This window comes from Hamadaea sp., from assembly GCF_013362815.1.
GTDB lineage: Bacteria > Actinomycetota > Actinomycetes > Mycobacteriales > Micromonosporaceae > Hamadaea.
Genome location: NZ_JABFVK010000015.1, coordinates 159,280 through 181,502 on the forward strand (window position 1 = coordinate 159,280; position 22,223 = coordinate 181,502).

Here is a 22,223-nt window from a genome sequence, read left to right on the forward strand (position 1 = left end):
TAAGCGGCCGCCATTTGGTCATCTGGCAAGGCGCACGACGCCGACGTTGCCGTTCTGGACGGCAGCGGCCCGCAGGGCCACCTCGTCAGGGGTGGGTGGGCGGGGAGGTGGCGAGCAACGCCGCCAGGGGCCAAATGGCGGCCGCTTACAGGTCGACGCGGGTGACGCCGCTGTTGGACGGGCCGAAGTCCGGCCCGGCCCGGAACGGCAGTGCCGCCAGCCGGGTCTCCCAGGTCTCGCGCAGCTCTTCGCCCGCCTTGCAGATCTCCTCGATCTCCTCCAGCACGAGCGCGCCGATCGTGGCGGCCGACAGCCCGATCTCGATCGGGTCGGCCCCGGTGACGATGCTGATCGCCTCGGCCGACTTCATGACCAGCGCCAACCGCATCGCCAGGGAGACGCGGCTCTCCGCGATCCAGCCTTCGACGTCGTCCAGGTACGCCCCGAAGTCGTCCAGCCGGGCGCCGAGCGAGGCGTCGGGGTCGACGATGTGCCGCCGATGCGCCGCCCATTGACTGAAGTACGCCGCTCCGGCGTCGCCCTCCCAGTTGACGCCGACCCGGTCCACGGTGCCGGCTGCTTCGATGAGGCGGTCGGTCAGCGTCCGTACTTCATTGCCGGGGAGTTGCATCGGCCGCAGCCCGACGACCGCCTGCACGGCGGGACCGGGGAGGCTGCCGACCCACCGGAGCAGTGGCCACACCTGATGACCGGGCGGCGCGCCGTGGCGGCCCAGCGCGGTGTCGACCCGTTGCAGCAGGTCAGCGGCGGGGCCGGCGATCTTGTCGAGGGCGTCCATCACAGACCCCAGTCCGGATGATCCCCGAAGCTCTGCTGCCGTCGCGAGTCGTCGTGCACCGTCTCCTCGGCGCGGGAATAGTGCGACCCGGCTTCGCGTACGCCCTCGGCGAGCCGGTCCAGTCGCCGTGCGGCGTCGGTGGTCTCGTCGTAGCGGTGCTGGAATGCGTCGGCGCACTGACGACGCAGGTCACGGCCGATGTCGCCGAGCCGGCCGGGTGCGGCGGCCAGATCGTTGAACGGAGTGACCTCGTGCCGGGCCAGCTCGGCCGGGATGTCGGCGATCTGCTCGGCCGCCCGCTCCAGCGCGTCGGCGAGCTTGGCGAGGCCGCTCATGACGGGCCTCCCAACCGCGGATAGTCGCCGAAGACTTCCTGGTGCAGCCGGCGGCGGGCCCAGTCGGCGGCGTCCTTGGCCGCGTGGAGGGCGGCCTGGATCGACCGGTTGATCTCGGCGGAGGTCTGACTGCGAAGGGCACCCACGACGGCCACGTTCCGCACCCCTCCCTCGCCCGCCACGACCACTTCGATGAGACCGTCAGGCGAGCGGACGCTCACCTCGATCGCGGAGAGCGACCGCTGGAACTCGGCCTGCCGCTCCTCGATTCGCCGGTAAGCGGTGACCGCCTCCTCGATCCACGCCTCGTCGATCTCCCGCACGACGCCGAGGCTACCGGCGCTTCCACAGCCCCGGTAGTCCCTGTGGATAACGAGCCGATGCCTGTGGATAACGCTGTGGATAAACGGCGGACCGTCAGCCGCGCCAGAGCGCGAGCATCATCGCCTCGACCGCGATCTTCGGCTTCACGTTGGCGTCGATCGACTCCCGGCAGGCCAGCACGGCCTCCAGCCGGCGCAGCGTCGACTCGGGTCGCCACTTGGCCGCCGCCGCCCGGGTGACCTGGTCGACGTCGGTGTGGATCGGCGCGACCGCCGAACCGAAGTGCGCGTTCAGCACGTCGCGATAGAACCCGGCGAGATCCATCAACGCCCGGTCGAGACTGTCGCGCTGAGCCCGCGTCGCCCGTGACTTCTGCCGCTTCTCCAGCTCCTTGAGCTGTCCCGCGCTCCCCCGGGCCGCGCCCGCCGCGCCCTTGCCGGTGCCGCCCGCGCCGAGAGCCGTCTCCAACGCGCTGCGCTCGGCCGCGTCCACTGCCGCCACCGCGTCCGCCGCCTCGGCCTCCGCGGCTTCGATCAGCGCAGCCGCCGCGTCGAAACACGCTCCGACCGTCGTGAGCTGCCGGGGCACTGCCAGCACCGCGTCTCGCCGGGTCCGCGCCTGCGGATCCCCGGCCAGCCTTCTAGCCCGGCCCACATGTCCCTGCGCGGCCGCGGCAGCCCAAGTCGCGACATCAACTGGTACGCCGTCCCGCCGGGCAAGCAGCGTGGCCACCGCTTCGGCCCCCGGCTGGCGCAGCGGGACGAGGCGGCAACGCGACCGGATGGTCACCGAGATGTCGTCCGGATGCGTCGAAGGCGCGCACAGCAAGAACACCGTCCGATCCGGTGGCTCCTCGACCGCCTTGAGCAGCGCGTTACCCGCCGCCTCGGTGAGCCGGTCGGCGTCCGCCACGACCAGCACCTGCCATCGACCGGCTGTCGGGGCGCTCGCCGCCCGCAGGACCAGCTCCCGCATCTGCGCGACCGGGATACTCAGTCCATCCGGGACGACGAAGCGTACGTCGGAGTGGGTTCCGGCGAGAACGGTGTGGCACCCGGGGCACTCGCCGCACCCCACCCCACCGCGTACGCACTGCAGAGCCGCCGCGAACGCTCGGGCGGCCGTCGACCGGCCGGAGCCGGCCGGGCCGGTGAACAGCCACGAGTGCGTCATGACACCCGGCGGTGAGGGTTGCCCTCGCAGGATCAGCTCGGCGGCGGCGGCCGCAGCCTGAAGGGTCTCGACCGCCTCAGGCTGGCCGACCAGATCGTCGAAAACCGAAGCCATCAGCGATGCGCCTCTGTGGCCAACTCGGCGGTCACCTCGGCCCGGTCGGCGGTCCGTTCCGGCGCACGAAAGGTGGGCTGTTCCGCGTCGCCCTCCTCGGTCGGCGGAACCACGTCCGTCTCGTGCAACGGCGGCAGCAGGCGGTCCACCTTCTCGGCGACGGCTACGCCCACCTGCTCGACGGGCAGCGAGGCGTCGACGACCAGGTATCGACCCGGTTCCGCGTCGGCGAGCTTCAGGAAGGCGAACCGGACCCGGTCGTGGAACGAGATCGCTTCGCTCTCCAGCCGGTCGTGGCCGTCGCCGCGCTCGGCGACCCGGTCCAGCCCGATCCGCGGGTCGATGTCCAGCAGCACGGTGAGCTCGGGTTTGAGCCCCTCGGTCGCCCACGACGACAGCCAGGCGACCTCCTCCGCGTCCAGCGTCCGTCCGGCTCCCTGGTAGGCCAGCGAACTGTCGATGTAGCGGTCGCTGATGACCACCACACCCCGGTCCAGCGCTGGGCGTACCACTGAATCGACGTGATGCGCGCGGTCCGCCGCGTAGAGCAGAGCTTCGGACCGCGGACCTAGCGCGGACAGCGTGCCTTCGGGCGAATGGGTCTCGAGCAGCAGTTGCCGGATGCGCGCGCCGACCGGCGTGGCCCCGGGTTCGCGGGTGACGAGCACCTCGCGCCCGCGCGCCCGCAGATGCTCGGCGAGCAGGTCGATCTGAGTGCTCTTGCCGGCGCCTTCGCCGCCCTCGAAGACGATGAACATCCCGCTGGCCGCGCGATCGCCGATCAGGCCGAGCGGACGGCCGCGCATCGACGCCCAGATGTCCGGCAGCAGCGGTACGCCGGGCTTGTCGTCCATCTGCCGCAGCGCCCAGTAACCCGCCAAAGTGCCGAAGATCCCGGCGATGAATAGCAGTACGCGCGTGGACGAGATCGGGACGGTCGCGCCGTTGATCGAGATCTCCGGCGAGCCACCCGCACCCACCAGTACGCCCGACAGCGCGATCGCGAGCATGAGCACGACGCGGACCGAGGTCTGCACGAAGGCGAACACGCGGCCCCGGACCTCGTCCTCGACCTCGCCGCCGAGCAGTGTCGTGCCGGAGAGGAACGCCATGCCGGCACCGGCGCCGACGAGCAGCGTGCCCACGGCGGCGACGCTCAGATGCGGCGCGAGCGCGAGGGCGGCGACCGAGACGGCGGCCAGCATGATCGACAGCCCGAACCAGCGACGCCGGGACAGCTGGCCGATCAGCCGCGGCCCGAGCGCGATGCCGAGCCCGAGGCCGATGAAGATCAGGCCGAAGAGCAGGTAGAACGTCGAATCGCCACCGCTGAGCGAGCGGGCGTAGAACTGGGCCGTGCCGATCACCAGGCCACCGCAGGCGAACGCGCCGAGGATGCCGAGGACCAGACCCCGGACCAGGGGCGACCGGGCGATGTAGCGCCAGCCGTCGACGAACTGCCGCAGCGCGCTCTGCTGCGCGGCCTCTTGCCGGCCGTCGCGGCTGCCGCTGATCTCGCGGATGCCGTAGAAGACCACGACCGCCGTGGCGAGCCGGGACAACGCGTTGAAGTAGAGCGCGACGGCCGACGCCGTGGTCTCGGGCAGGCTGACGCCACCCGCGCTGACCGAGTGGTAGATCTGGTTCAGCCCGGCCAGCCCGAGCGCGGCCAGCACCGGCGTGATGCCGTAGGTCGTGATCAGCGTGAGCTGGTTGGCGTCCTCGAGCCGCCCGCGCGGGATCAGGTTGGGGACCGCCGCTTCCTTCGCCGGGATCCAGATCAGCGTGATCGTCTCGATGAGGAAGGTGGCGACCGCCGCCCAGCCGATGGTCAGCGTCGAGTTGGTGCTCTGCAGCGCGACCAGCGGAATCGAGGCGAACAGGAAGAAGCGCAGGACGTCGCAGATGGCCATCGTGTAGCGCCGGTCGAACCGGTCGGCCAGTACGCCCGCGACCGGGCCGAGGACGAGGGCCGGCAGCAGCCGGACCGCGATGACGGAGCCGAACGCCAAGCCCTTGGCGGCCGAGCCGGTTACCTGCGCGGAGGCGAAGGTGGCCGTGGCCAGCAGGCCGAGCCAGTCGCCGAGGGAGGCGACGCCGAGCACGATCCACAGCCGCCGGAACGGCCGGATCTTCAGAATGGAGACGTCGCCGGGCAGCGCAGCGGGGGCCGCGCCGCGATCCCCTGGACCGCTTGCGTCAGCCCGCCCACGCGACCGGTTCCCGATGGCAGCCTCCACCTCGCCTGCCCATCGCTGGGCGCCTGAGATCACTCTAGTCGCGCGCCGCCGAGCGCTCGCGAGAATGAGCACCCTGAAGTTACCCGGATCTCGGGATCGACAGGCACCCCTACTTCAGGCGGCTGCTTTCCCAGCAGATCAGGGATATGCAGGCTTTCGGGCTCCATGATCACATGCGTAACCGTGATCTGCCGGTGTCGGCCGGTCCGGAGAGTGAGCGTCAGACCTGGCCGACGTGCCGGTGGAGGTACTCGCGGACCAGCGCCTTCGCCTCGATGAGGACGGCGTCGTCGCCGTCGGGCTGCCGCCGGAACGCGAGCTTGATCAGGGCGTCGGCCGCCTCGACCGCGATGACCAGGGCGAACCGCAGCCGCGGCCGATCCGGCACCGCGTGGTACGCCACCAGCAGCTCGGCGAGGTGGTCGGCGATGACCTCGTTGTTGTCCCGCTCGGCGTCGATCAGGTGGACGTCCACCACGTCGCCGAAGTGCAGCGTACGGAAGCCGGGGACGGTCCGGTGCAGCGTGATGTACTCCTCGATCGCCGCGTCGACGCCGTCCCACCAGTCCGCCAGCTCACCGGCCGGAATCCGCTCGGCCAGCCGAGCCAGGTACGCCTCGACGTTGCGCAACGTGAGCGCCTGCACGATGGCCCGCTTGTCGGGGAAGAACTGGTAGACCGAACCGATCGCCACCCCGGCCCGCTCGGCGAGCAGGGTGGTGGTCAAGCCCTCGTAGCCGACCTCGTCGACGAGCTCCGCGCAGGCGTCGAGCATCCGCTGGACCCTGGCCACACTGCGGCCCTGGACCGGTACCCGACGCAACGGACGGGTCGTCACGGCTGGTGTTGTCACTCGCCGCTCCTTCGCAACGGCGCCGGCGACCTCACGACCGCGACGCTGAGACCGAAACTGTAACGCCACTCGGATCAACGAGCCGCCCGGCGTGACGTCTCTGCTACTCAGCCGTCTTCTTCGCCGACGTCGCCTACTGACTGCACTCCTGGCGCCTTACGCGAGCGTGCGGCGGCGGCCGGGGCTGCCTTCTTGGCCGCCGTCGTCTTCTTCGCCGCGGTCGTCTTCTTCGTGGTCGTCTTCTTGGCTGCGGCCGCCGTCGTCTTCTTCGCCGGAGCGGCCTTCTTCGCCGCCGCCTTCTTCGGAGCGGGCCCCTTCGCCCGCTTCTCCGAAAGCATCTCCGAGGCCTGCTCCAGGGTCAGGCTCTCCGGGCTCTGACCGCGCCGCAGCGAGGCGTTGAACTCACCGTCGGTGACGTACGGTCCGAACCGGCCGTCCTTGATGACCAGCGGCTTCTCGGTCAGCGGGTCGTTGCCCATCTCGCGCAGCGGCGGAGCGGCGGCCCGGCGGCCACGCGTCTTCGGCGCGGCGAGCAAGGTGAGCGCCTGCTCGAGGGTGACCGTGAAGAGCTGGTCCTCGCTTTCCAGCGACCGCGAGTCCTTCTCCCGCTCGATGTACGGTCCATACCGGCCGTTGCGAGCGTAGATCGGAACCCCGTTCTCGTCGTTGCCGACCAGCCGGGGCAGGCTGAGCAACTGCACCGCCTGGTCGAGAGTCAGCGAGTCGGGCGACTGCGTCTTGAGCAGCGACGAGTTGACCTCGCCGGACGACACGTACGGCCCGAACCGGCCGGACTTGAGCACCACCGGCTCGCCGGTCTGCGGGTGCTCGCCGAGCTTGCGCTCGCCGCCCCCGCCGAGGAAGAGTTCCTCGACCTTCTCCGGGGTCAGCTCGTCCGGGGCCAGCCCCTCCGGGATGGAGACCCGGTCGCCGTCGGCCGCCGACTCGGCGTCGGGGTCGACGTCGCCCGAGCCGCTGCCGCCCCGCTGGATGTACGGGCCGAAGCGGCCGACCCGGACGATGACCTCGCGGCCCTCGTCGTCGGTGAACAGCGGGATCGAGTTGATCTCGCGGGCGTCGATCTCCCCGAGGTTCTCGGTGACCAGCTTCTTCAGTCCGCCCGCCTGCGCCACCGAACCTTCGGCCGCGCTCGGCGCGCCGAAGTAGAACGAGGTGAGGAACTCGAGGCTGGACGCGTCGCCCTCGGCGATCTGGTCGAGCTCGTCCTCCATCGCGGCGGTGAAGCCGTAGTCGACCAGCCGCGGGTAGTGCCGCTCCAGCAGCCCGACCACGGCGAACGCCAGGAAGCTCGGGATCAGCGCCTGACCGCGCTTGTTGACGTAACCGCGGTCCTGGATCGTCTGCATGATCGACGAATACGTCGACGGGCGGCCGATGCCCAGCTCCTCCAGCGCCTTGACCAGCGACGCCTCGGTGTATCGGGCAGGCGGCTGGGTGGTGTGGCCGATCGGGTTCAGCGCCTTCTCGGTCAGCTTCTGGTCCTTCGCGAGCGGCGGGAGCTTGCTCTCGCCGTCGGTCTCCTCGGTCTCGTCGTCGCTCGACTCGACATAGACCCGCAGGAAGCCGGGCTCGGTGATGGTCGTGCCGGAGGCGGCGAAGTCCGCTTCCTCGCCGGTGGTCGAGACCGCGCGGATGCGGGCGCTGACCGAGCTGCCGACCGCGTCGGTCATCTGCGAGGCCAGCGTGCGCTTCCAGATCAGCTCGTAGAGCTTGAACTCCTCGACCGACAGCTCCCGAGCCACGTCGCCGGGCGTACGGAAATGCTCGCCGGCGGGCCGGATCGCCTCGTGCGCCTCCTGCGCGTTCTTGACCTTGCCCGTGTAGCGCCGCGGCTGCGGCGGCACGCTCGCCGGGCCGTACAGCTCCGCGATCTGGCTGCGGGCCGCGGTCAGCGCCGACTCCGAGAGGTTCACCGAGTCGGTACGCATATAGGTGATGTAGCCGTTCTCGTACAGGCGCTGGGCCGTACGCATCGTCTGAGCCGACGAGGAGCGCAGCTTGCGAGCGGCCTCCTGCTGCAGCGTCGACGTGATGAACGGCGGAGAGGGCTTACGCCGATAGGGCTTCTCCTCGACCCGGGTGACCGTGAACGGCCGGTCGTCCAACCGGGCGGCCAGCCCGCGGGCGGCCTGCTCGTCGAGGTGGACGACACCGCCGCGGACCCGGCCGGTGGCCGGGTCGAAGTCCTTGCCGGTCGCGATCCGGTCGCCGTCCAGTGCGATCAGCGTGGCGTTGAACGTCCCACCCGTGGCGACCAGTTCGGCGACGATGTCCCAGTAAGTCGCGGAGCGGAAGGCCATCCGCTGGCGCTCCCGCTCGACCACGATCCGGGTGGCGACGGACTGGACCCGCCCCGCGCTCGTGCCCCGGGCGACCTTCTTCCAGAGCACCTGGGAGACGTCGTAGCCGTACAGCCGGTCGACGATGCGCCGGGTCTCCTGCGCGTCGACCAGGTCCTTGTCGATTTCGCGGGGGTTGGCCACCGCCGCCTGGATCGCCGGCCGGGTGATCTCGTGGAAGACCATCCGCTTGACGGGCACCTTCGGCTTCAGGGTCTCCGCGAGGTGCCAGGCGATCGCCTCGCCCTCGCGGTCCTCGTCTGTCGCCAGGAAGACCTCGTCGGCATCCTTGAGCAGGGCCTTCAGCTTCGTGACGTGCTTGGCCCGATCCGGGTTGACGATATATATAGGGGTGAAGCCGTGGTCGACGTCGACGCCCAGGTACGCCCAGGGCTCCTTCTTGTACCGCTCAGGCAGCTGCTTGGACCCGGCCGGGAGATCCCGGATGTGGCCCAGGCTCGCTTCCACGACGTATCCCGGGCCCAGGTAGCCCGAGATCGTCTTCGCCTTCGCCGGCGACTCGACGATGACCAGTCGGTTCTTGGCGGCTGTCGGCACGGCACCTCTCCGCAGTGGCTTGGTCCGCGAACGGGGTTCGGTTCCGTTCGCGTGGGGCGGGGCGGTTCGCCCGCGGATGTCCAAGGTAACGCTCCGCTGAATGATCCGGTTGCGCACCCCATCGACGCGTAGACGATACCCGTCTCGGCCGCCCGACGTCGTTGATCATGTATTTTGCCCCGCCGGGCATGATCGGCGAGCCGGATTCAGGCGGGCCAGGCTGTGAGCGGCACCACCGGCGACGGCTCTCCGATCAGCTCGGCGAACCGCCGGATGCGGCGTCGGCCGGAGATCCGGAGCGCCGGTCCCCGAGCGGCTTCCACCGGGAATCCGAGCACCGCCAGCGCCCGCGCAGCGGGCGTCCAGCACTGCTCGTCGTTGGCGCCCAGACGGAGCATCAGCTCGGGCGAGTCGGGCGACACCGTGCCCGCCGCGGTGAACCACAGCCGGAGGCGTACGCCGTCCAGCAGGAACCCGGCAGGCGGCGCTTTCACGGCACCCCGCAGCCAACGGGCCGATAACGGGGCAAGCATGCCTGAATAGGACGTGCGTACGCCGAAATGCCCCTCGACGGTGGACGGCTCCCACTGCATCGTCAGATCCCGCCGGCGTAGCTCGTCGTCGAGCGCATGCACCCGCCACGGGGCGTCCACGACGATCGACACCCGGGCCGTGCCCCCCATGCGGATGACCTGGCCCGGGCCGATCAGCAGACCGGCGAGGTCGCCCGGGCCGGGGTCGGCCGAGGCGGCGGCGAAGATGGGCAGCTGGCCCCGGAGTCCCATCGCCGGCATCCCGATCGCGCTACTTGCACTCGGGGACCTCGTCGAACGCCTTGCGGAGTTCGACGGAATCCAGCTGAGTGACGTCTATCGCGCTCTTGGCGTACTCGGTGTTGAGGGTGGTCAGCACAGTGGCCACACCGTCGGAGAAGGTGTGGGCGTCGGCGGCGGTCAACGCGGTGACGCCGTCCTTGGCATGCCCGTACGCGTCCCGCACCGCCGTCAGCGTGGCGATGAAGTTGCGCGCGATCTTGTCGCCGTTGTCGACGTCCGGTATGCCCGCCGCCTCGACCTTGGCCCGGGCGGCCTCAGTGGACTTCTGCGCCCCGTCGAACAGCCGGACCAGGTTCTCCTTGGCCTGCGCCGAGTTGGGGGCGGCATTGGCCTGCTCCTGGGCCTTCGTCGTCAGACTTTGCAGCTCCGACCGCCACGGAGTGAGCGCACTGCAGACGTTGGCCGCCCAGACCCTCGGCGGTGGGCCGCTCGAACACGCGGCGACGAGGAGGGCGGCCGCGAGGGCGGCGAGTGGCGCGAGCCTTCGCATGGGAAGCAGCCTACGACGCGTCGCACACCCGTGCTATGTCCCCCCGATAGACAAGACCCGAGCCGGAGGCTCGGGTCTTGTCTATTTTCCGACTACTCAGGCAGTGACCGACTCGCGATCCGCCGCCGAGGCGGCGTCAGCTTTTCCCGAGCTGTCGTCCCCGCCGACTGCGATCGGCTTGCGCTTGCTGAACAGCACCGCACCCGCGATGACCGCGAACGCGACGACCGCGATCGCCACGCGTACGCCCGTGTTGGCGTCGGCGCCGAAGCTCAGCGTGACGACCGCCGGGGCGATGAGCAGGGCCACCAGGTTCATGACCTTGATCAGCGGGTTGATGGCCGGGCCGGCGGTGTCCTTGAACGGGTCGCCGACCGTGTCGCCGATGACCGTGGCGGCGTGCTGCGGCGAACCCTTGCCGCCGAACTCGCCGTCCTCGACCATCTTCTTCGCGTTGTCCCACGCGCCACCCGAGTTGGCCAGGAAGACGGCCATCAGGGTGCCGGTGCCGATCGCACCGGCCAGGTAGGACACGAGCGCGCCCGGGCCGAGGCCGAAGCCGACCGCGATCGGGGCGAGCACCGCCAGCAGACCGGGGGTCATCAGCTCACGCTGCGCGTCCCGGGTGCAGATGTCCACGACCTTGCCGTACTCCGGCCGCTGCGAACCGTCCATGATGCCCGGGAACTCCCGGAACTGGCGGCGCACCTCCATGACGACCGCGCCCGCCGAGCGGGACACGGCGTTGATGGCCAGGCCGGAGAACAGGAAGACCACCGCCGCGCCGCAGATGAGGCCGACGAGGTTGGCCGGGTTGGAGATGTTCAGCCACTCGGCGAGCTTCGCCGCCGCAGCCTCGCCACCGCCGAGGCTCGACACCAGCGTGTCGGTGTAGGAACCGAACAGGGCGGTCGCGGCGAGCACCGCCGTGGCGATCGCGATGCCCTTGGTGATCGCCTTGGTGGTGTTGCCGACCGCGTCGAGGTCGGTGAGCGTACGCGCACCCCGCTCGTCGATGTCGCCCGACATCTCGGCGATGCCCTGGGCGTTGTCGCTGATCGGGCCGAAGGTGTCCATCGCGACGATGACGCCGACCGTGGTGAGCAGACCGCAACCGGCCAGCGCGACCGCGAACAACGACAGCGTGATGGAGCCCGTGCCGAGCAGGAACGCCCCGAAGACGGCCGCGCCGATGAGCAGCGCGCTGTAGACCGCCGACTCCAGGCCGACGCTGATGCCGGCGAGGATGACGGTGGCCGGTCCGGTCTCCGACGACCGGCCGATGTCCCGGACCGGGCGACGGCTGGTCTCGGTGAAGTAGCCGGTCAGCGCCTGGATGGCGGCGGCCAGCACGATGCCGATCACGACCGCGGAGAGGGCGACTACTCGCGGGTTGGCCGTCACGTCCTGGAGCGCGCTGCCGTCGAACTCCTTGAACGACGCGGGCAGGTACGCCCAGGTCGCGATGGCGACCAGCACCGCCGAGATCACGGCCGAGATGTAGAACGCCCGGTTGATCGCGGTCAGGCCGCTGCGGTCGGACGTACGCAGCCGGGTGATGAAGACGCCGACGATCGCGACGAGCGCGCCGATGGTGGCCACGATCAGCGGGAACACCAGGCCCTGCGTGCCGAACGCGGTCTTGCCCAGGATCAGCGAGGCGACCAGCATGACGGCGTACGACTCGAACAGGTCGGCCGCCATGCCGGCGCAGTCGCCGACGTTGTCACCGACGTTGTCGGCGATGGTGGCCGCGTTGCGCGGGTCGTCCTCGGGGATGCCCTGCTCGACCTTGCCGACCAGGTCGGCGCCGACGTCGGCGGCCTTGGTGAAGATGCCGCCGCCGACCCGCATGAACATCGCGAGCAGCGCGGCGCCGAAGCCGAAGCCTTCCAGCACGGTCGGGGCGTCGCTCTTGTAGACGAGCACGACCAGAGTCGCGCCGAGCAGGCCCAGACCGACGGTGAGGAAGCCGACCACGCCGCCGGAGCGGAACGCGATCGACATGGCCTTCTCCCGGCCGCCGTCTTCCCGGGCGGCCGCGGCGACCCGCAGGTTCGCCCGGGTGGCCAGGGCCATGCCGGCCCCGCCGATGAAGGCGGAGAAGACCGCTCCCACCACGAAGAAGGCCGAGCGGCCGATCTTCACCGCGGTTTCGTTGTCGGACACGCCGTGCACGGGAAGCACGAAGAGCACGACGACTGCGATGACGACGAAGATCGCCAGGGTCTTGAACTGGCGGAACAGGTATGCAGTGGCGCCTTCTTGGACGGCGCCCGCGATCTCCTGCATCTTGACGGTGCCCTTGCCGGTGCCGAGCACGGCTCGCACGAGGGTGAAGGCGAAGCCGAGCGCCACTAGAGCGATCACGGCGGCCACAACTACGTACGTGACGTTGTTACCGGTAAGGGCCACCTTGCCGCCTTCGGCGACAATTGTGGTCCCGGACATCGATGTCCTCCTGTTGATCGCCGCCATTCACAGTGAGTAGCGGCGGTTGCAGATAACCCGAGCACTCTAGCGGTGAACCGTGTTCCTGGTCACACCCAGGTCCGGACGTGTCGCGGTGATCTTTGCCGCTGTGTTACGCCGGGGTCATGGGTTAGGGTCAGCGGTTCGTGCTCCGGGCCGGCCGTCAGCGCCGCGCTCGGCTGGGCCGGACCGTCCAGGACATCCGCACCACCGAGCCACCGCCGTCCGGCGCCTGGCGTACCTCCAGCTCCTCGGCGACCCCGCTGAGCAGGGCGAGGCTGGCTTCGACGGTGATCTCTTCCTCCATGTCGGAGGCGGCGTCGTCGGGCGCGCGGTCGGTCACCAGAACGGTGTAGGGATTCTCGTCGCGCATCTCGACCAGCACCGGCGCCCGGAGGTTGTGCCGCAGATGCCGGGTCACGGCGCGACCGCAGGCCTCGCCGATCGCGAGGCGTACCTCGTCCAGCCGGTCCTCGGGCAGCCCGGCTCGGCGCGCCACGGCGACACCGACGAGGCGAGCTGTTCGGACGTAGACGGGTTCGGGTGTGAACTCCAGGCGTACCGTCGCCACCTATCGACCACCGTCGGCCGACTGCCCGGTGGCCGCCTCGATCGTCGGATACAGCGGGAGCACCTGGTCGAGTGCGGTGATCCGGAAGACCTTGAGCAGCGCTTCCTGGCCGACCACCAGACCGAAGCTGCCACCGAGGTTGCGCGCCTTGCGCAGGCCGCCGACGAGCACGCCCAACCCGGTCGAGTCGAGAAACTCCACTCGGCCGAGGTCGACGACCAGCGCCCTGGTGCCCGCCTCGAGCAGCTCGGTGAGCCGATCCCGCAGCTTGGGCGCGGTGTAGACGTCGACCTCCCCGGCGACTTCCAGCACCGTGTGGGCAGCGACCGTCCGCGTCGCCAGCGAGAGTTCCATGACTGGCATCTTGCCATCGTCGCCGACGGATGCACCTCCTCGGCATGGCCGGAGTGTCACAGCTTCCGGATAGGCTTCCGCCGAAGTGAACGCCCCCGACACCACAGACGCCACCGCAGCAGACCGGTTGATCGCGTCCGGCCTCGCTCGCCTGCGCCCTGATGCCGCAGGCGAGGCGATCACGCATGTCGAATGGCGGCCGCCGCGCACGGGCACGACCGCGCCTTGGCCGGTCTGGGCTCCGGAACCGCTGGTCACCGCTCTGGTCAAGGCAGGCATCGAGGCGCCGTGGCCGCACCAGGTCGCGGTCGGCGAGCACGCCCGCGCCGGTCGGCATACCGTCGTGGCCACCGGCACCGGCTCCGGCAAGTCGCTGGCCTACCTGCTGCCCGCGCTGGCCGAGCTCATCGCGGAGCCCACTGCCCGCGTCCTTTATCTAGCCCCGACCAAGGCACTCGCCGCGGATCAGCTCCGGGCGATCGCGGCGCTGGATCTTCCAGGGGTACGCGCAGCGGTGTTCGACGGCGACACGCCTCGTGACGAGCGGGACTGGGTACGCCAGCACGCGAACCTGGTGCTGACCAACCCGGACATGCTGCATCACGGCATCCTGCCCGGGCATGGGCGCTGGCGGCGGTTCCTGCGTGGACTGCGATACGTGATCGTGGACGAGTGCCACGCGTACCGCGGAGTCTTCGGCTCGCATGTCGCCCACGTCCTGCGGCGGTTGCGCCGGTTGGCCGCACGCGACCTGGTGTTCCTCGCCGCGTCGGCGACTTCGGGCGACCCGGCGGCGTCCTTCGGCCGGTTGATCGGCGCCGAGGCGGTCGCAGTCAGCGAGGACACCGCACCCCGGGGTGCGATGACGTTCGCGTTGTGGGAGCCGCCGTTGCAGCGGGACGCATCCGGTGAGGAACACCGGCGCTCCGCCCTCGCCGAGACGGCCGATCTGCTCACCGACGCCGTCGTGGCCGGGATGCGTACGCTCGCCTTCGTTCCGTCACGGCGAGGGGCGGAGATCGTCTCCGCGATGACCCGGCGCGCCCTGCGGGAGGTGGACGCTCAACTGTCCACACAGGTCGCCGCGTACCGGGGTGGCTATCTGCGCGAAGATCGCCGGGCGCTGGAGCGAGCACTGCTGGCCGGAGAGCTGACGGGGATGGCGACGACCAACGCGCTGGAGTTGGGGGTCGACCTCACCGGACTCGACGCGGTGCTCCTCGCCGGATATCCGGGCCGGTTGGCCTCGCTCTGGCAGCAGGCCGGACGGGCGGGCCGGGCCGGCCGCGACGGGCTCTGCGTGATGGTGGCCCGGGACGATCCGCTCGACACCTATCTCGTCCACAATCCAGCCGCGCTGTTCGAACGGCCGGTCGAGGCGACGGTGCTCGACCCGGGCAACCCCTACGTGCTGGGCCCGCATCTGTGCGCCGCCGCGATGGAAGCACCGCTCACTCCGGCTGACCTCGCGTTGTTCGGAGCGCCCGCCGAGCTCGTGGCAGAGCTGGTCGAGGCGGGGGCGCTCCGGCGGCGGCCGACCGGCCTCTACTGGACTCATCCGCACCGGCCCGAGGTCGACCTGCGGGGCACGGGCGGCGCGCCGATCGCGATCGTCGAGGCCGACTCCGGACGGCTGGTCGGCACGCTCGACGCCGGATCGGCGCACCACGCGCTCCACGACGGGGCGGTCTATCTCCATCAGGGCACGACTTACGTGGTGGATCGGCTGGACCTCGACGACGCCACCGCCCTGGTACGCCCAGAGGAGCCGGATTACACTACGCACGCGCGCGACGTCACCAACCTCGACATCGTCTCCGTTCGGTCTTATGTGGACGCCGGGCCGATCGGCCTGTTCCTCGGCGACGTCGACGTCTCCCATCAGGTCGTCTCCTATCAGCGCCGGGCCGTCGGCAGCGGCGAAGTGCTGGGCACCTTCCCGCTCGATCTGCCACCCCGGGAACTGCGTACGGTCGCCGTCTGGACGACGCTGTCCGCGGACGTGGTGGCCGGGATCGACGACCTCCCGGGCTCGCTGCACGCGGCCGAGCACGCCGCGATCGGGCTGCTTCCGCTCGTCGCGACGTGTGATCGCTGGGACATCGGTGGGCTGTCGACCGCACTGCACTACGACACCGGAGCGCCGACGATCTTCGTCTACGACGGGCACCCCGGCGGAGCCGGTTTCGCCGAGCGGGCGTACGCCATCGCCGGGCACTGGCTGCGAGCCACCCGGGACGCCATCGCGGCCTGCGGCTGCCTTCGGGGATGCCCGTCGTGCGTACAGTCGCCGAAGTGTGGCAACGGCAACGACCCGCTCGACAAAGAGGGCGCGATCGTGGTGCTGGACCTCCTGCTCGCCGCCCTCGCCTGAGCTGGCGCGGGCTCCCTCAGCGCGCACCCTCACGGCACCGGATCAGAGATCTCGGTCGAATCTTGGGCGAAGATCGGACCCAGATCCGTGATCCAGCGCCGACGCGGCGAGCGGCGGACCGGGCTGAGCCCGCAGGTCAGTCGACCGGGCCGGCGCGGGCGGCCGCCGTCGCGGTTCCGACGCGGCTGACGACGGCCACGGTGACGATCAGGTCGAGCCCGTCGAGGCGACATTCGCGCAGCTCAGCACCGTTGGCGACGACGTACTCCCGGGCTCGGCCACAGGCCACCGCGCTGCCCTCCAACGCCCGGGCGGCTCCGGCCAGCGCGCCCAGATCGGCGGCGACTTGAGCACCGCGCCGGGCGGTGATCGCCACGCCGACCTGGGCCATCGCCACGGCGAACAGCACGATGACGAGGCCGACCGTCATCGCCCAGATGGTGGCCGAACCTCGGTCCCCGTCCGGCGATCGTCGACTGAGGACGGTCATGACTCGACCGCCGCCACCGCTGTCGCCGACACGCGGAGGCTGCGCCAGCCCGCGTACACGGGTGCGGTGACCACTGCCGTGATCCGGTCGCCCGACGCGCTGACACTCAGGTGGCCACCGTTCGGCAGGTGGGCGGTGCTCGGCGGTTCCCCGCGGGCGACCGCAAGCGCCGCGTCCCGGGCGGCGTCCACACAGCGCAATCGGGTCGCGACGGCGTCCACCGCGGTCAGCCCGACGAGGAGGAGAAGTACGACCGCGGGCAGACTCGCCGCGAGTTCCACGGTCGCCGACCCGCCGTCCGGAGTGGTGCGGCCGGGACGCGCCCGGCCGCACCGGAGAACACCGCTCACTTCAGCGCTCGCTGGATGATCGTCGCCAGCGCAGTTTGGATGATGTTGCTGGTCAGCACCTTGTATAGGACGCCGGCGAAGGCGACTGCGGCCAACGTGCCGACGGCGTACTCCGCAGTATTCATACCGCCGTCCGGCGGAATGAATCGGTGGCTCAGCATACCGGTATCCGGGGGACGTTTCATGAGATGGGACTCCTCACTGTGAGAGCTGCCCGACCACCGCGATCACCACGGGGGCCAGTCCCGCCAGCACGAACGCCGGCAGGAAGCACAGTCCGAGCGGCAGAACCAGGAGCACGGCCGCGCGCCGGGCCCCCGCCTCGGCCCGATCCGCCTCAGCGGCTCGCAGGTCCCCGGCGACGCGCCGCAACGTCGCAGCCAGCGCCGCTCCGCTGCCCGCGCTCCGGGTCGCCGCCGTGATCAAACGTTGCGCGCCGTCGAGGTCGGCGAGATGCCGCCACGCTTCGGCGGGCGCAGCCCCCAACCGCAGGGCTCGGCCGACCCGGGTCAGCCGCTCGCCCAACGGAAGCGCCCGCGCGACCGCGAGCACCCCGTGATCCACCGGTACGCCGACCCGCAGAACCGCGGCGAGCAGCTCGGCCGCGAGCGGGAGGTCTCGCCGGTCGCGGTCGCGGAGCGGCCGCGAGACGGCGATTCGGCGTACCCACCAAAGCCCGGCGAGCTGGAGCGCAGCGGCAGCGAGCGCACACGCGCCGCCCATCGGCGTACGCAGTAAGACAGCCACGGAGTCGACGCCGATGAAGTGCCCGAGAGCGACCCCGCCGACCGGGAGGATCAGCAGAAGCAGCGCGGTCATGCGGGCGCCCGCCGCCTCGGCCGCGGCCCGGGCAGCCGCCCGCGCAGCGGAGCGGTGCTCTTCCTCGATCCGGTCGAGCAGGTCGGCCAACGGAGCCCCTGATTCTTCGGCGACTTCGAGGGCTGCCGTCACCTGGCCGGACAGCAGCGGATCGTCGATCGGGGGCAGAGCGACGGACGACGTTCCCGCTCGGAGAGCCGCGGCTGCGTCGGCTAGCGCATCCAGCTCGGCCGACCGCTGGATCGCGGCGAGCCGATGACGGCGGCGAGCCCGCACGGCGTACGCGACGACACCGCCGTAGAGCAGGGCCAGCACTCCGGCGACCATCCCGCCGGACATCGCGGCGAACGCCGTGATCCCGGCCAACGCCGGGTACGCCATCGGCACCCGACGCCGAGCCGGTCGCTGCGCTGTGCGTACCGCCAGAACTCGAGCGAACCGGCGACGGACCGCGCGCGTCACGCGGGACCGGAGCGCAGCAGGGCGGGGACGGTGACGCCGCGAGCGGACAGCAGCGCGCCGAGATGGCCGGCGGCTGGGCCGGGACCCGCCGTACGCCGCCACGCGACGACGGCCGTGACCAGTCCGGACCGGTCGGGCAGCAGTACGCACACCTCTTCGAGGCGGCGACCGTGGGTGTCCCGGCGCAGATGGAGCACGACCTGCAGGGCTGAGGCGATTTGCGCGTGCAGTGCCGCGCGAGGAAGTCCACCCATCAAGCCGAGGGCTTCCAGCCGAGCCGGGACGTCTTTGGCGGTGTTGGCGTGCAGCGTTCCCGCGCCGCCCTCGTGGCCGGTGTTGAGCGCGGCGAGCAGGTCGACGACCTCGGGTCCCCGGCACTCGCCGACGATGAGCCGGTCGGGGCGCATCCGCAACGCCTGGCGCACCAGATCGGCCAGCCCGACCACGCCTGCACCCTCCACGTTGGACGTACGCCCCTGCAGCGCCACCACGTGCGGATGCCGGGGGCGCAGCTCCGCCGAGTCCTCGACGACCACGATCCGTTCCGTCACCGGCACGAGACCCAGCAGCGCCGCCAGCAACGTCGTCTTGCCCGAACCGGTTCCGCCGCAGATCAGGAAGCTGATCCGGGCCGCCAGGACGGCAGCCAGCAGCTCCGCGACCGGCGCACTGACCAGCTCGCCGAGCACATACGGCCGATGACGGAAGGTACGCAGCGACAGGCACGGCCCGCCCACCGCCACCGGAGGTAGCACCGCGTGCATACGGGTGCCGTCGGGCAGCCGCGCGTCGACGAACGGCGAACCGTCGTCCAGCCGCCGTCCCGCTCCGGCCGCCATGCGCTGGGCGAGACGGCGTACGTCGTCGGGGTGGCCGAACATCGCCGGACCGCGCTGCAATCCCTGGCCCCGGTCGACCCACACCTCCACCCCGTTGACCAGCACATCGGTCACCTCGGTCTCGGCGAGCAGCGGGGCGAGCGGCCCAGCCCCGGCCAGATCGCCGTGCACTCGGTCGGCGATCCGCAGCAGCCCCGCGTCGCCCAGCACCGCCGCCTCCGGCTCGGCCCGCAACGCCGTCGCGATCGCCACCGGCGACGCGATCGCCCCGTCCACCGCGAACTGCTCTCGCAACCGACCCGCCAGCTGATCCAGCAACGACCCGCTCACGCCAACCCTCCCAGCAGCTTCCGGCATACCGACGCCAGCTCGCCTCGGCCGTTGCCAGCCGGTGCGACGCCTTTCTCCAGGTCACGGGCGACTTCCGCCGCCGCGGTCAGCACCCCGGCCAGCGGGAGGCTGAGCGCGCCGGCGATCTCCTCGGCGCGCAGGCCGCCCGGGGCCGGACCGCGTACGACCAGGCGCAGGTCCAGGCAGAAGTCACGCACGCGACGGATCACCGCCAGGGCCGCCGCGGTCGCTCTCAGCTCCGCGGGCACCAGGACGAAGATGTGGTACGCCGTCGCCATGCCCGCTTCCGCGGCGGAGTCGGCGTACCGGGGCAGGTCGAGCACCACGAGATCGGCCTGACTCCGACCGGCGTCGAGCGCGGCTCGCATGGCTTCGGCGGCCGGATTCACCGGCGTCGGCGCCGCACCGAGCCGCCAAGCGTCGTCGAGCGTCCATTCGCGAGTGGCGAGCACGTCGCTCCCCCAGCCCGCCGGCCCGGTACGCCCACTGCCGAGATCTGCGGTCAGCTCGCCGATCCAGCCCTCTGCCCGGGTCCACGACAGCACGGCGAGCGCACCCCGGCCGGGCAGCGCCCGACGCAGTACGCCGGGATCGATGCGCCCGCTGGCTCCGGCGAGCGCGGGCCACCGCAGTCCGGCTACGTCCTCCCAGCCCAGGGTCAGGTCGATGCCGCCACCTAGCGGATCAGCATCGACCAGCAAAGTGGACAGTCCGGCGCGTACGCCGGTGACGGCGAGCGCGGCGGCCAAAGTGGACGCGCCGGCCCCGCCTCGACCGCCGATCACCCCGATGACCCGGCCCTGGCGTCCGGTCGCGACGGCCGACTCGGCGAGCCGACTGAGCAGCCACTCCTGGGCGGCCGGCAGGCAGGCGACGAACTCGGCCGACAACTCCTCCGCGATCGCCATCAGATCCTGTGGCCGATCGCCTTGCCCCACCACGATCACCCCCGTACGCCGAGGCAGCCGCCGCGCCCGGTCGGCGATCTCCGCGCCGAGCAGGACGAGCGGGGCCTGGCCGTAACCGGTGACCGCGCTCGGTTCGAGGGCGAGTTCCAGCTCCACTCCGGCGATCGCGGCCAGCCGCAGGATCTCGTCGGTCAGGTGGGCGTCGGCGGACAGCAGGAGGGGCCGGGCGGTACGGGCAGACGACATCGCGGGATCCTCATCACACCAGGGGAGTCGGGTTCGTGACCTGGACACGGTCCCCTAGCGGACAGCCAGAGCCCGCATAGATGCGATGGAATTCTGTGGACGGCGAACGAGTGTGGAGAACTGACCGGGGGGACGGTTCGGGGGGCACTCGGGGGATCACGGGGAAAAGGGATCGCCGTAACGAAGACGACCCCCGTCGACAGACGGGGGTCGTCAGGGGTCCGACTCCGGGGGGGTTGAGGCGTAACCCACCCAGCGGCAGCGGGGGGTGCAGCCGCCGGGTGCTTGCGCACAAGCATGCCTGAGGCAGGGCCGCTAAGTCGAGGGGGGTCGACCACAACTCCCGGCGACACGCCGAGATCATCGAAAGTTGCGGTACGTTCAGCACGCTCCGCACTGCTGGTACATCGCACAGTAACCGGTTGCGGGCATTCATACCCGTCTGGGTGGTATGGACCACCGCCAGGCGGCCCCGCGGGACCGCTCGGCCGGACTAGACTGGCTCGCCGTGGGCAGAAGCGCCGCTTTCTTCGACCTGGACAAGACCGTCATCGCGAAATCCAGCGCGTTGGCTTTCGGGCGTCCGTTCTATCGGGACGGCCTGATCACGCGCCGCGACGCGGTGAAGGCCGCCTATGCGCAGCTCTCCTTCAAGATCGGAGGCGCCGACGACGCTTCGATGGCCCGGACTCGGGACTACCTGGCCGAGCTCTGCAAAGGCTGGAGCGCCGACCAGGTCCGGCAGATCGTCGACGAGACCCTGCACGAGCTGATCAAACCCTACGTGTACGCCGAAGCAGCGGCGTTGATCGCCGAGCACCAGGCGACCGGGCGCGACGTCGTCCTCGTCTCCGCGTCCGGTGAGGAATTCGTCCGGCCGATCGGTGCGCAGCTCGGCGTACACGACGTGGTCGCGACGCGGATGCGCATCGTGGACGGCGTCTACACCGGCGAGATCGACTTCTACGCCGCCGGTTCGGGCAAGGTCAGCGCGGTCAAGGAATTGGCCGCCGAACGCGAATACGACCTCGCCGAGTGTTACGCGTACTCCGACTCCATCTCGGACGCGCCCCTGCTGGAGATCGTCGGAAATCCGACAGCCGTCAATCCCGATCGCGGGCTGCGCAAACTAGCCGTCGAGCGCGAATGGCCCATCCTCGAATTCCGTCGGCCCGTTCCACTGGGTGCGCGCATGCGCAAGCAGATCATGGAGCGCCCGGCCGTTCCGGTCGCGGCGGCCGCCGCAGTCGGCGTCGGAGTCGCGATCGGCATCGCCTGGTACGGCCACCGCCGCAAAACTCGCGCCGCCACCGCTGGCGAATAGCCCGCGGCTGATGGCTACGGCCCTTGATCATGTGCCCTTGGTCAGCGTTGGGAGGCCGATTTCGTAGATCATGTGCCCACCGTCAGCGCTGAAAGCCCGTTTTTCGCTGACCACGGGCACTTGATCTCCGAATTCGGCCGCAGATCGCACATCCAGGGTACTTGATCAAGGCGGCCGTTGATCAAGGAGTTTCCGGTCGCGACGCGCCGCAGGTCGCCACGAATTCCCCGCACGAAGCGCGCGAGATCACCGGTTCCGTCGGCGGACGCAATGCGTACCAGAGCACTGCCTCGTCGCCGGACGCGATGCGCGCCGCAAGATCGTCGGCTTCCGACGATCAGTGCACGAAAAGGCCCTCGATCGTCGGAAGCCGACGATCATGGAAGTCGCGAACGCCTTGAATGTCGGAAGCCGACGATCATGGCGCGGCGACGATCATGGCGCGCGCCGAGAGGTCTGTACACATAGGATGGCGCCGCACATCTTGCGGCGCCATCTCGCACTCCCGCTCGGGTTACCAGGCGTGTCCGTATGCTCGAACGCGTCGGCCCTTGCGGTTCCAACGTGTCGTGCCTTCACGA

20 protein-coding genes are annotated in these 22,223 nt (G+C 70.6%); 2 read left to right on the plus strand and 18 right to left on the minus strand.

What is annotated here, in order from left to right:
• Positions 1-145 precede the first annotated feature (145 nt).
• The 12 genes from HOV77_RS09315 to HOV77_RS09370 form a co-directional block, all read right to left on the minus strand.
• Positions 146-799: a hypothetical protein gene (locus HOV77_RS09315; RefSeq protein ID WP_290860333.1), complete on the minus strand. Its 654-nt coding sequence runs from the start codon at positions 797-799 to the stop codon at positions 146-148.
• On the minus strand, positions 799-1,134 hold the full coding sequence (locus HOV77_RS09320; RefSeq protein ID WP_290860334.1) for a hypothetical protein: 336 nt from the start codon (positions 1,132-1,134) through the stop codon (positions 799-801). Before HOV77_RS09320 ends, HOV77_RS09315 begins: the two co-directional genes overlap by 1 nt.
• Positions 1,131-1,457 (minus strand): YbaB/EbfC family nucleoid-associated protein, encoded by a 327-nt coding sequence (locus tag HOV77_RS09325; RefSeq protein WP_290860335.1) that lies wholly within the window; start codon positions 1,455-1,457, stop codon positions 1,131-1,133. Before HOV77_RS09325 ends, HOV77_RS09320 begins: the two co-directional genes overlap by 4 nt.
• Before the next feature lie 94 nt (positions 1,458-1,551).
• Positions 1,552-2,745 (minus strand): DNA polymerase III subunit delta', encoded by a 1,194-nt coding sequence (locus HOV77_RS09330; protein WP_290860336.1) that lies wholly within the window; start codon positions 2,743-2,745, stop codon positions 1,552-1,554.
• On the minus strand, positions 2,745-4,886 hold the full coding sequence (tmk, locus tag HOV77_RS09335; protein WP_290860601.1) for a dTMP kinase: 2,142 nt from the start codon (positions 4,884-4,886) through the stop codon (positions 2,745-2,747). The genes HOV77_RS09330 and tmk overlap by 1 nt, the downstream gene beginning before the upstream one ends.
• Before the next feature lie 319 nt (positions 4,887-5,205).
• Complete coding sequence (locus HOV77_RS09340; protein ID WP_290860337.1) at positions 5,206-5,838, minus strand: TetR/AcrR family transcriptional regulator; 633 nt, start codon at positions 5,836-5,838, stop codon at positions 5,206-5,208.
• A 107-nt stretch (positions 5,839-5,945) separates the two neighbouring features.
• Positions 5,946-8,756, minus strand: a complete 2,811-nt coding sequence (gene topA / locus HOV77_RS09345) for a type I DNA topoisomerase (protein WP_290860338.1) — start codon at positions 8,754-8,756, stop codon at positions 5,946-5,948.
• A gap of 206 nt (positions 8,757-8,962) precedes the next feature.
• Positions 8,963-9,541: a hypothetical protein gene (locus HOV77_RS09350; RefSeq protein ID WP_290860339.1), complete on the minus strand. Its 579-nt coding sequence runs from the start codon at positions 9,539-9,541 to the stop codon at positions 8,963-8,965.
• A 19-nt stretch (positions 9,542-9,560) separates the two neighbouring features.
• Positions 9,561-10,082 carry a hypothetical protein gene (locus tag HOV77_RS09355; RefSeq protein WP_290860340.1) on the minus strand — a complete coding sequence of 174 codons (522 nt, stop codon included), beginning with the start codon at positions 10,080-10,082 and terminating at the stop codon, positions 9,561-9,563.
• A gap of 96 nt (positions 10,083-10,178) precedes the next feature.
• Positions 10,179-12,533, minus strand: coding sequence for a sodium-translocating pyrophosphatase (locus HOV77_RS09360; RefSeq protein ID WP_290860341.1), 2,355 nt, complete (start codon positions 12,531-12,533; stop codon positions 10,179-10,181).
• A gap of 184 nt (positions 12,534-12,717) precedes the next feature.
• Complete coding sequence (locus HOV77_RS09365; RefSeq protein WP_290860342.1) at positions 12,718-13,125, minus strand: ATP-binding protein; 408 nt, start codon at positions 13,123-13,125, stop codon at positions 12,718-12,720.
• Positions 13,126-13,479: an STAS domain-containing protein gene (locus HOV77_RS09370; RefSeq protein WP_290860344.1), complete on the minus strand. Its 354-nt coding sequence runs from the start codon at positions 13,477-13,479 to the stop codon at positions 13,126-13,128.
• A gap of 127 nt (positions 13,480-13,606) precedes the next feature.
• Between HOV77_RS09370 and HOV77_RS09375 the strand changes: the two genes are divergently transcribed.
• The gene (locus HOV77_RS09375) at positions 13,607-15,853 is read left to right on the plus strand and encodes a DEAD/DEAH box helicase (RefSeq protein ID WP_290860603.1); all 2,247 of its coding nucleotides are present in this window, start codon (positions 13,607-13,609) and stop codon (positions 15,851-15,853) included.
• 136 nt (positions 15,854-15,989) lie between these two features.
• Here the strand turns inward: HOV77_RS09375 and HOV77_RS09380 are convergent, their stop codons facing one another.
• The 6 genes from HOV77_RS09380 to ssd form a co-directional block, all read right to left on the minus strand.
• Positions 15,990-16,343 (minus strand): Rv3654c family TadE-like protein, encoded by a 354-nt coding sequence (locus HOV77_RS09380; protein ID WP_363259918.1) that lies wholly within the window; start codon positions 16,341-16,343, stop codon positions 15,990-15,992.
• The gene (locus HOV77_RS09385; RefSeq protein ID WP_290860348.1) at positions 16,340-16,693 is read right to left on the minus strand and encodes a TadE family type IV pilus minor pilin; all 354 of its coding nucleotides are present in this window, start codon (positions 16,691-16,693) and stop codon (positions 16,340-16,342) included. Before HOV77_RS09385 ends, HOV77_RS09380 begins: the two co-directional genes overlap by 4 nt.
• Positions 16,690-16,854: a DUF4244 domain-containing protein gene (locus HOV77_RS09390; protein WP_290860350.1), complete on the minus strand. Its 165-nt coding sequence runs from the start codon at positions 16,852-16,854 to the stop codon at positions 16,690-16,692. The genes HOV77_RS09385 and HOV77_RS09390 overlap by 4 nt, the downstream gene beginning before the upstream one ends.
• 37 nt (positions 16,855-16,891) lie before the next feature.
• Positions 16,892-17,455, minus strand: a complete 564-nt coding sequence (locus HOV77_RS09395) for a type II secretion system F family protein (protein WP_290860605.1) — start codon at positions 17,453-17,455, stop codon at positions 16,892-16,894.
• Between the two features lie 515 nt (positions 17,456-17,970).
• Positions 17,971-19,143 (minus strand): TadA family conjugal transfer-associated ATPase, encoded by a 1,173-nt coding sequence (locus HOV77_RS09400; RefSeq protein ID WP_290860352.1) that lies wholly within the window; start codon positions 19,141-19,143, stop codon positions 17,971-17,973.
• Entirely contained in the window at positions 19,140-20,318 is a 1,179-nt protein-coding gene (gene ssd / locus HOV77_RS09405) for a septum site-determining protein Ssd (protein WP_290860354.1), read from the minus strand. The genes HOV77_RS09400 and ssd overlap by 4 nt, the downstream gene beginning before the upstream one ends.
• Before the next feature lie 508 nt (positions 20,319-20,826).
• On the opposite strand from ssd, the gene HOV77_RS09410 reads away from it, so the two are divergent.
• Positions 20,827-21,642 carry an HAD-IB family hydrolase gene (locus HOV77_RS09410; RefSeq protein WP_290860356.1) on the plus strand — a complete coding sequence of 272 codons (816 nt, stop codon included), beginning with the start codon at positions 20,827-20,829 and terminating at the stop codon, positions 21,640-21,642.
• Positions 21,643-22,223 lie beyond the last annotated feature (581 nt).